The sequence below is a fragment of the Streptomyces sp. S3(2020) genome, assembly GCF_013044505.1.
Lineage (GTDB): Bacteria > Actinomycetota > Actinomycetes > Streptomycetales > Streptomycetaceae > Streptomyces.
On record NZ_JABERD010000297.1, the window covers coordinates 1 to 9367 of the forward strand.

The 9367-nt window shown below is 70.4% G+C and carries 8 protein-coding genes; 3 read left to right on the forward strand and 5 right to left on the reverse strand.

Annotation, left to right across the window (positions count from 1 at the left end):
• Positions 1 to 100 precede the first annotated feature (100 nt).
• From HLK59_RS45240 to HLK59_RS45260, 5 genes are all read right to left on the reverse strand, one after another.
• Positions 101 to 1810 (reverse strand): bifunctional uroporphyrinogen-III C-methyltransferase/uroporphyrinogen-III synthase, encoded by a 1710-nt coding sequence (locus HLK59_RS45240; RefSeq protein WP_171147502.1) that lies wholly within the window; start codon positions 1808 to 1810, stop codon positions 101 to 103.
• On the reverse strand, positions 1807 to 2766 hold the full coding sequence (gene hemC / locus HLK59_RS45245; protein WP_171147503.1) for a hydroxymethylbilane synthase: 960 nt from the start codon (positions 2764 to 2766) through the stop codon (positions 1807 to 1809). The genes HLK59_RS45240 and hemC overlap by 4 nt, the downstream gene beginning before the upstream one ends.
• The gene (locus HLK59_RS45250; RefSeq protein WP_171147504.1) at positions 2763 to 4463 is read right to left on the reverse strand and encodes a glutamyl-tRNA reductase; all 1701 of its coding nucleotides are present in this window, start codon (positions 4461 to 4463) and stop codon (positions 2763 to 2765) included. Before HLK59_RS45250 ends, hemC begins: the two co-directional genes overlap by 4 nt.
• Positions 4460 to 5254: a redox-sensing transcriptional repressor Rex gene (locus tag HLK59_RS45255; RefSeq protein ID WP_171147505.1), complete on the reverse strand. Its 795-nt coding sequence runs from the start codon at positions 5252 to 5254 to the stop codon at positions 4460 to 4462. The genes HLK59_RS45250 and HLK59_RS45255 overlap by 4 nt, the downstream gene beginning before the upstream one ends.
• A gap of 236 nt (positions 5255 to 5490) precedes the next feature.
• Complete coding sequence (locus HLK59_RS45260) at positions 5491 to 5778, reverse strand: glutaredoxin family protein (protein ID WP_171147506.1); 288 nt, start codon at positions 5776 to 5778, stop codon at positions 5491 to 5493.
• A 131-nt stretch (positions 5779 to 5909) separates the two neighbouring features.
• Here HLK59_RS45260 and HLK59_RS45265 point away from each other — a divergent pair, with 131 nt between their 5' ends.
• The 3 genes from HLK59_RS45265 to HLK59_RS45275 all read left to right on the forward strand — a co-directional run.
• A complete protein-coding gene (locus HLK59_RS45265) occupies positions 5910 to 6836 on the forward strand; it encodes an HAD-IB family hydrolase (RefSeq protein ID WP_171147507.1) in 927 nt (308 codons plus the stop codon).
• Positions 6837 to 7147: 311 nt separating this feature from the next.
• Positions 7148 to 7921 (forward strand): ECF subfamily RNA polymerase sigma factor, BldN family, encoded by a 774-nt coding sequence (locus HLK59_RS45270; RefSeq protein ID WP_171147508.1) that lies wholly within the window; start codon positions 7148 to 7150, stop codon positions 7919 to 7921.
• A 246-nt stretch (positions 7922 to 8167) separates the two neighbouring features.
• The coding region (locus HLK59_RS45275; protein ID WP_171147509.1) for a DUF5667 domain-containing protein at positions 8168 to 9367 on the forward strand (1200 nt) is incomplete at its 3' end.

A 9367-nucleotide genomic window follows, 5' to 3' on the forward strand; every position in this document is an offset into this window, starting at 1 on the left:
CCCCAACCCGCCCCACTACGACCACACGCCGACGGCGGCCTGGCAAGAACGCCAGACCGCCGCCACGACTACACCCACACCCAAACCCACACCCACAGGATCAGGTGGTGCTACGCCTCCGCCGAGCCCCCGGCCGACGCTCGCTCGGCCTGGTGACCGGATCCCCGGCCTCCACCGCGGCCGACCGCCGCTTCAACCCGAAGTCGGCCAACGCCTCCGCGAGCCTGTGCACGGACGGCTCGGGAGCCATCACATCCACCCGCAGCCCATGCTCCTCGGCGGTCTTCGCGGTAGCGGGACCGATACACGCGATGACGGTCACGTTGTGCGGCTTCCCGGCGATACCCACCAGGTTCCGCACGGTGGAGGACGAGGTGAAGAGAACGGCGTCGAAGCCACCCCCCTTGATCGCCTCCCGGGTGTCGGCCGGCGGCGGCGACGCCCGCACGGTCCGATAGGCCGTGACGTCGTCGACCTCCCACCCGAGCTCGATGAGCCCCGCGACGAGCGTCTCGGTGGCGATGTCGGCCCGCGGCAGGAACACCCGGTCGATCGGATCGAAGACGGGGTCGTAAGGCGGCCAGTCCTCAAGGAGACCGGCGGCGGACTGCTCCCCGGAGGGCACGAGATCCGGCTTCACACCGAAGGCGACGAGCGCCTTGGCGGTCTGCTCGCCCACCGCGGCGACCTTGATCCCGGCGAAGGCACGCGCATCGAGCCCGTACTCCTCGAACTTCTCCCGCACGGCCTTGACGGCGTTGACCGAGGTGAAGGCGATCCACTCGTAGCGGCCCGTCACGAGCCCCTTGACCGCCCGCTCCATCTGCTGAGGCGTCCGCGGCGGCTCGACGGCGATCGTCGGCACCTCGTGCGGCACGGCCCCGTAGGACCGCAGCTGGTCGGAGAGCGAGGCCGCCTGCTCCTTCGTACGCGGCACGAGCACCCGCCACCCGAAGAGCGGCTTGGACTCGAACCACGACAGCTGCTCGCGCTGAGCAGCGGCGGACCGTTCACCGACCACGGCTATCACCGGCCGCCCGCCGTCCGGCGAGGGCAGCACCTTGGTCTGCTTGAGCAGCTGGGCGATGGTCCCCAGCGTCGCGGTCCACGTCCGCTGACGAGTGGTCGTACCAGCGACCGTGACCGTCAGAGGGGTGTCGGGCTTGCGCCCGGCGGCGACGAGCTCACCCGCGGCGGCGGCCACGGAATCCAGGGTCGTCGAGACGACCACGGTCCCGTCGGACGCCCCGACCTCGGTCCAGCACCGGTCGGAGGCGGTCCGCGCATCCACGAACCGCACATCGGCGCCCTGCGCGTCCCGCAGCGGAACACCCGCGTACGCGGGCACGCCGACCGCGGCGGCGACACCGGGAACGACCTCGAAGGGCACCCCGGCGCGGGCGCACGCCAGCATCTCCTCGGCGGCGTACGCGTCGAGCCCGGGATCCCCGGACACCGCACGTACGACCCGCCTGCCGCCCCGCGCGGCCTCCATGACAAGATGTGCGGCATCCCGCACGGCGGGGGTGGCTGCGGTTGTTGACGAACCGTCAACAACCTTTAGTTGGGGCGCGCCTGTGCCCGGATGCGGATCCGACGAAGGATCCGAGTCCGTGTCCACGACGGCGACGCCTGAGCGAGCGTGGACGCGCACGACGTCGAGCACTTCATGCTCGGCGACGAGAACGTCCGCGTTCCCCAGCGCCTCCACGGCGCGCAGAGTCAGTAGTCCCGGATCCCCGGGTCCGGCACCAAGGAAGGTGACGTGCCCGTGTTCAGGTCCGGCGGCAGGAAGGGTGGTGGGGCTCACTGTGCTCGCTCCCCCATCAGACCGGCCGCGCCCTGGGCAAGCATCTCGGCAGCGAGTTCACGGCCGAGCGCCATTGCTTGGTCGTACGTCTCGGGCACGGGACCGGTGGTGGACAACTGCACCGTACGAGAACCGTCGGTGGTACCGACAACCCCCCGCAGGCGCATTTCCTTGAAAATCTGCCCGTCGGCCAGCAGGTCGGCCAGCGCGCCCACAGGGGCGCTGCAACCGGCCTCCAGGGCGGCGAGCAGTGACCGCTCGGCAGTCACGGCGGCCCGCGTGAACGGGTCGTCGAGCTCGCCGAGCGCGGCGATCAGGTCCGCGTTGTCCGCGGTGCATTCGATCGCGAGTGCTCCCTGGCCGGGAGCGGGCAAAACCGTGTCGACTGAAAGAAAGTCAGTCACTTCTTCGATACGGCCGATGCGGTTCAGCCCGGCCGCGGCCAGCACCACCGCATCCAGCTCGCCGTCGTGCACGTACCGGATCCGGGTGTCGACGTTCCCCCGGATCGGAACGGTCTCGATGTCCAGCCCGTGGGTGCGCGCGTACGCGTTGAGCTGGGCCATCCGCCGCGGCGACCCGGTACCGATGCGCGCCCCGCGGGGCAGGTCGGTGAACTTCAGCGCGTCCCGGGCGACGATGACGTCGCGCGGGTCCTCGCGCAGCGGGATCGCGGCGAGCGCGAGTTCGTCGGGCTGCCCGGTGGGCAGGTCCTTCAGCGAGTGCACCGCGAAGTCGACCTCCCCCTTGAGCAGGGCTTCCCGCAGCGCGGTCACGAACACGCCCGTGCCGCCGATCTGCGCGAGCTGCTCCCGCGACACATCGCCGTACGTGGTGATCTCGACGAGCTCCACGGGCCGTCCGGTCACCTGGCTCACGGCGTCCGCCACCTGCCCGGACTGGGCCATGGCGAGTCTGCTCCGCCTGGTCCCGAGCCTCAGTGCCTTCTCAGTCATGCCGGCCCTCGGTTCTTGCTGTTCTTCTCGGTGCTGTCCTCGGCGCGGGACACGGCGTCAACCGTCTCCTGGTCGAGGTCGAACAGGGTCCGCAGCGCGTCCGCGTACCCGGCACCGCCGGGCTCGGCCGCGAGCTGCTTGACCCGTACGGTCGGCGCGTGCAGCAGCTTGTCGACCACACGCTTCACGGTCTGGGTGATCTCACTGCGGTGCTTGTCGTCGAGCCCCGGCAGCCGCCCCTCCAGCCGGGCGATCTCCCCGGCGACGACATCGGCGGCCATGCTGCGCAGCGCGACCACGGTCGGCGTGATGTGCGCGGCCCGCAGCGCGGCACCGAACGCCGCGACCTCGTCGGCGACGATCCGCCGCACCTGGTCCACGTCGGCCGCCATGGGAGCGTCCGCGGAGGCGTCGGCGAGCGACTCGATGTCGACGAGCCGCACTCCGGGGATCCGGTGCACGGCGGCGTCGATGTCACGGGGCATCGCGAGATCGAGCAGAAACAGCCCGGGCGCGGGCTGGGGAGCCACGGGTTCGGGTCTACGACGCTCAGGAATGCGCCCGACAGTCGCGGCAGCGGCGGCGAGCGCGGCGATGGCGTCGGCTTCGTCGGCCGCGCTCGGGATGCGGACGATGCCGTTGTCGACCCAGGCGGCGTGCTGTTCGAGCTCGGTGGTGGCCATACCGGCGACGGCGGCCTCCCCGAGCACGGAGAACCCGGCGGTGGCCTGGACGAAGTTCAGGTCCAGCGGGCAGTCCTCGTCGGCCGAGCCGCGGGCGTTCGTGCCGCCCTGGGCGACACCCGACCCGAGGCGGGGCGCCGGCGCGCCGGCGTCGGCGGGCGACTCCACCACCGGGCCCGCGGCAACGGCCTCGGCGACCTCGGAAGCCGTGAGCACCAGCCCGGTCGCCCCCGTACAGGACACCACGACGTCGGCACGTGTCAGCTCGCCCGGCACCGCATCCATCGGTACCGCGCGGGCCACCACGTCCAGGTCGTCGGCGTCGTTCAGGATCTCCGCGAGCCGCTCGGCCCGGTCCGACGTCCGGTTGGCGATCACGATCTCGCCGACCCCGACCCGCGCGAGCGTCGCCGCGGCCAGCGAGGACATGGACCCGGCGCCGATGACGAGCGCCTTCTTGTCCGAGGCCCACGCGTCCACGGCCCTACCGGAAGCCAGCTGCTCCAGGCCGAACGTGACCAAGGACTGCCCGGCCCGGTCGATCCCGGTCTCGGAGTGCGCACGCTTGCCGACCCGCAGGGACTGCTGGAACAGATCGTTCAGCAGCCGCCCGGCGGTGTGCAGATCCTGCGCCTTGGCGAGGGAGTCCTTGATCTGCCCGAGGATCTGCCCCTCCCCGACGACCATGGAGTCGAGCCCACAGGCCACGGAGAACAGGTGATGGACGGCCCGGTCCTCGTAGTGCACGTACAGATAGGGCGTGAGCTCCTCCAGCCCCACCCCGCTGTGCTGGGCGAGCAGCGTGGACAGCTCGGCGACACCGGCGTGGAACTTGTCGACGTCGGCGTACAGCTCGATCCGGTTGCACGTGGCGAGCACCGCCGCCTCGGCGGCCGGCTCCGCGGCGACCGTGTCCTGCAACAGCTTGACCTGGGCGTCAGCGCTCAGCGCCGCCCGCTCCAGCACGCTGACCGGAGCGCTGCGGTGGCTCAGCCCCACGACGAGGAGACTCATGCCGGCATCACGGCGGGTACGTCCCCGTCGGGCCCTTTGTCGGCGGAGGCAGCGGAGGAAGAGGAGGCGGCGGAGTCACCACGACCGGCGGCGACCGGACCGGGGCCGTCGGCTCCGGCGGCGGCCTCCTCACCGGCCTTGCGCTGCTCGTGGAAGGCGAGGATCTGGAGCTCGATGGAGAGGTCCACCTTGCGCACGTCGACGCCGTCCGGGACGGTCAGCACGGTCGGCGCGAAGTTCAGGATGGAGGTGACCCCGGCGGCCACGAGCCGGTCGCAGACCGGCTGGGCGGCACCGGCGGGGGTGGCGATGACGCCGATGGAGACCCCGTTGTCCTCGATGATCTTCTCGAGCTCGTCCGAGTGCTGCACCGGGATCCCGGCGACGGGCTTTCCGGCCATACCGGGATCGGCGTCGATGAGGGCGGCGACCCGGAATCCGCGGGAGGCGAAGCCGCCGTAGTTGGCCAGCGCGGCGCCGAGGTTGCCGATACCGACGATCACAACCGGCCAGTCCTGGGTCAGGCCCAGTTCGCGGGAGATCTGGTAGACGAGATACTCGACGTCGTAGCCCACACCGCGCGTCCCGTAGGACCCGAGGTAAGAGAAGTCCTTGCGCAGTTTCGCGGAGTTGACGCCCGCCGCGGCCGCGAGCTCCTCGGAGGAGACCGTGGGTACCGAGCGCTCCGACAGTCCGGTCAGCGCGCGGAGGTACAGCGGAAGCCGGGCGACGGTGGCCTCGGGAATCCCTCGGCTACGGGTCGCCGGTCGGTGAGTTCGGCCAGTTGCCACGGTGCTCCTGCGGGTAGAGCGGGGCTGCAGGCGGTCACACGTACCCAGACCGCCCCGTCGAAAGCAGGCTATGTCTTTGTGAACGCGTGCACAAAGATGGTGTCCGTTTTGCCCGGCCAACGTGACCGGGGTCACGCGCGTCTCTCTCGGGGGCAAAACCGCACACTCTCCTCAACAATCCCGCCCCCCAGGACCAAGTCGCCAACGATCCTAAGCGACCGGTCGAGCGAGTTGGACTACTCGGTCAGTGCCGTCCTCAAGCGTTTCTCGTCCACACGCCAGAACGTGTGCTGCTCCCCGTCGACCAGGACGACCGGGATCTGTTCCCAGTACTGGTCGTGGAGTTGGGGATCCTGGGAGATGTCCTTCTGTTCCCAGACGACCCCGAGTTCCCCGCACACCCGCTCGATGACGATCTGTGCGTCATCACACAGATGACACCCCGGCTTGCGGATGAGGGTGACGAGCCGGTCCTCGGGAGCCTTGGCCGGCTTGCGGCGGAAGATGGGACTCATGCCGGCCATTCTCGCGCGGTCGCCGCGGGGCCGGGATCACCTTGTTCGATCGCCTTGTTTAACGGCCCGGTCGCGGAGAGTTCACACCCTTCGAACCTCTCGGCTCCGGAAGCTCCGAACAAACTGGCTATGCTCACGCCATGGCCGCTCTCGGATGGCTCACTCCCCGTAGGCGCTCCGCCACGGCGCGGAGCGTGTTGGCAGGCGAGGCCTCGGCGGAGGCCGCGCGCAAGTCGTCGCAGGAGGTCGAGGAGACCTCCGCCCCAGGTGAGGAACCGGAGTTCCCGGTACTCGGCGACGACAAGGCAGCCGCCTTCTTCGACCTCGACAACACCGTCATGCAGGGTGCGTCGCTGTTCCACTTCGGCCGGGGCCTGTACAAGCGGAAGTTCTTCGAGACCCGCGACCTCGCCAAGTTCGCCTGGCAGCAGGCGTGGTTCCGGCTGGCGGGCATCGAGGACCCCGAACACATGCAGGAGGCCCGCGACTCGGCCCTGTCGATCGTGCAGGGCCACCGCGTCTCCGAGCTGATGTCCATCGGCGAGGAGATCTACGACGAGTACATGGCCGAGCGCATCTGGCCCGGCACCCGGGCCCTCGCCCAGGCCCACCTGGACGCGGGCCAGAAGGTGTGGCTCGTCACAGCGGCCCCCGTGGAGATCGCCGGAGTGATCGCCCGCCGTCTCGGCCTGACCGGCGCCCTGGGCACGGTCGCGGAGTCGGTGGACGGCGTCTACACCGGCAAGTTGGTCGGCGAGCCCCTGCACGGCCCCGCGAAGGCGGAGGCGGTCCGTGCCCTGGCGGCGGCGGAGGGCCTCGACCTGTCCCGCTGCGCGGCCTACAGCGACAGCCACAACGACATCCCCATGCTCTCGCTGGTGGGCCACCCCTACGCGATCAACCCGGACACCAAGCTCCGCAGGCACGCACGGCAACTGGACTGGCGTTTGCGCGATTACCGCACCGGCAGGAAGGCCGCGAAGGTGGGCATCCCCGCAGCGGCGGGCGTAGGCGCGGTGGCGGGAGGAACCGCGGCCGCGATCGCTCTGCACCGCCGCCGCCGCTGACTCCCCGCGCCCGAATCACCATCAATACCCCCCACCCCCTTCATCCAGTCCTCTTGTCGGCACACGGCCACAACACGCCCCCACCCTGACCGGAATCCGATCTCATCTGATCAACAACCGGTCACTCTGCGGCACTTGAACGGCCGCCATTCGGTTACAGAAGCGACGTAATCGATGATTTGAGCAACTGGGTGTAGCAGTGCCTGCACGAAGCGTTATTCTCCTCAGACGCAAACCGGTACCCCTCCGTCGCTACGACGGGTGAACGGTCCCGCACTGCACGTGATGGAAGCTCTGCCTCTGGGAGTCCCGTGTACCCACACGTCGGGGTTGACGCCTCGGGCCTGGCTACGCTGCGCGCAACGGTCCAAGACCTGTTGCGCGGCTTCGTCCCCACCGCGTACGCCGTCCCCGCCCTCGCCGTAGCCACGGCGCCGATCGGCCCGTGCTACGCACTCGCCGACGGCTCCGCGGCCGTCGGCAGACGAGGGCGTTCGACCGGCACCACCACCGCGCGCCGCCCGGCCGCGGACAGCGACAGCGCCCGCATGATGGATCTCGTCGAGCGCGCCCAGGCCGGCGAGGCCGATGCCTTCGGACGCCTCTACGACCAGTACAGCGACACCGTGTACCGGTACATCTACTACCGGGTGGGAGGGAAGGCGACCGCCGAGGACCTCACCAGCGAGACGTTCCTGCGCGCACTGCGCAGGATCGGCACGTTCACCTGGCAGGGCCGCGACTTCGGCGCCTGGCTGGTGACGATCGCCCGCAACCTCGTCGCCGACCACTTCAAGTCGAGCCGCTTCCGCCTGGAAGTGACGACCGGCGAGATGCTCGACGCCAACGAGGTCGAACGCTCGCCCGAGGACGCGGTCCTGGAGTCCCTCTCCAACACCGCCCTCCTCGACGCCGTGCGCCGCCTCAATCCACAGCAGCAGGAGTGTGTGACGCTCCGCTTCCTCCAGGGCCTCTCGGTCGCGGAGACCGCCCGTGTGATGGGCAAGAACGAGGGCGCCATCAAGACCCTTCAGTACCGGGCCGTCCGCACCCTCGCCCGGCTTCTCCCGGACGACGCGCGCTGAGGCGGCCCACCGCCTCCGCACGCTCCGCAACCGCCAACTCACCATCGGTGAAAGTTCGTTGACTTCGCGGTCCGATCATCCGCAGTCCGTAACCCAAGTGCCGCGCCGCTCGTTGTGCAGGATGCAGGCTCCCTGTGGTCACTCCCTGGCCGACTTCGCTCACTCGATCGTGTGGAAGTGGTCAGGGCGTGCAACCCTCAGGACCCCCTGGGGAGTCGACCGTCATGACGAGAGGAGGTGCCGCCAGTGATCGCGAACGTATCGGCACACCGGCGGGCGAACGCCTTCGCCCAGGCCCTGGAGGAGTCCGACCAGGGTCCGGCGGCCGAGCACTCCGAAGGACCGGACCCGGCCCCGGCAGCCGGGGAACGGACCGAGCAGGGCCGCATGCTGGCCCTCACGGAGTGTCTCGGCGAGCTGCCCAGGCCGGAGCTGGACCCCGAGGTCAAGGTCGTCCAGCGGGCCCAGCTGGTGGCCGCGTTCGAGGCCATGCTCCAGGAAGGCACCGTCGGAGGCGAGGCAACGGATCCTTCGGTGCCCGAACAGCGTTCCCATCGGGCGCGGGGCGCGCACCGGGCGTCCCCGCTGGGCAAACTGCGACCGCGGTCCCGGCTGACCAAGGGCCTCGCGGCCGGCGGACTCAGCGTCGGGGTCGCCGCGGGCGCCTTCGGCGGAGTCGCCGCCGCCAGCTCGGACGCCCTCCCGGGCGACTCGCTGTACGGCCTGAAGCGCGGCATCGAGGACTTCAAGCTCAACTACATGTCCGAGGGGGACGACGAGCGCGGCCAGGCCTATCTCGACCAGGCCTCCACGCGTCTCAACGAGGCCCGTCGGCTGATGGACCGCGACCGCGGCGGCCACCTCGACCACGAGTCGGTCGGCGAGATCCGTCGCGCCCTGTCCGGCATGCAGCACGACGCCTCGGAGGGCCACCGACTGCTCCATGAGGCGTATGAGCGGGACCCGGGCTCCCTGGGCCCCATCCAGGCCCTCGACACCTTCTCGCGCTCGCACCGCGAGGTCTGGGGCGCGCTCCGCGACCGGCTGCCGGTCCAGCTCGGCGATGTCAGTCAGCAGGTGTCGTCGGTGTTCGAGGCCATAGACGAAGAGGTGGCCCCGCTGCAGTCCCTGCTGCCCCAGCCTCCGGCCCAGGGCGGCGGCCCGGGCCAGCGGCAGGGCGGTTCCGGCTCGGCGTCCACCGGCACATCCGGCTCCGGCCGCTCGGCCGCGCCCAGCAGTGGCAGCGGCACGTCGGACGACAGCGGCTCCAACGGCAGCAAGAGCCCCAGCAATTCGTCCACGTCAGACGACGAGAGCGACGGCCTCCTCGGCGGCAACACCGGCGGCCTGCTCGACCCGACACAGGACAGCACCAGCACGGCCTCCCCGTCCACGAGCACCCCGTCCCAACCGGACGTCACCCTCCCACTAAACCCACCCGACGCC

Excerpts from the sequence above, each read along its gene's own strand:
- hemC (WP_171147503.1), bottom strand. The coding sequence starts at position 2,766 with ATGACTGAGAAGGCACTGAGGCTCGGGACCAGGCGGAGCAGACTCGCC.
- HLK59_RS45250 (WP_171147504.1), bottom strand. The coding sequence starts at position 4,463 with ATGAGTCTCCTCGTCGTGGGGCTGAGCCACCGCAGCGCTCCGGTCAGC.
- HLK59_RS45260 (WP_171147506.1), bottom strand. The coding sequence starts at position 5,778 with ATGGCCGGCATGAGTCCCATCTTCCGCCGCAAGCCGGCCAAGGCTCCC.
- HLK59_RS45265 (WP_171147507.1), top strand. The coding sequence starts at position 5,910 with ATGGCCGCTCTCGGATGGCTCACTCCCCGTAGGCGCTCCGCCACGGCG.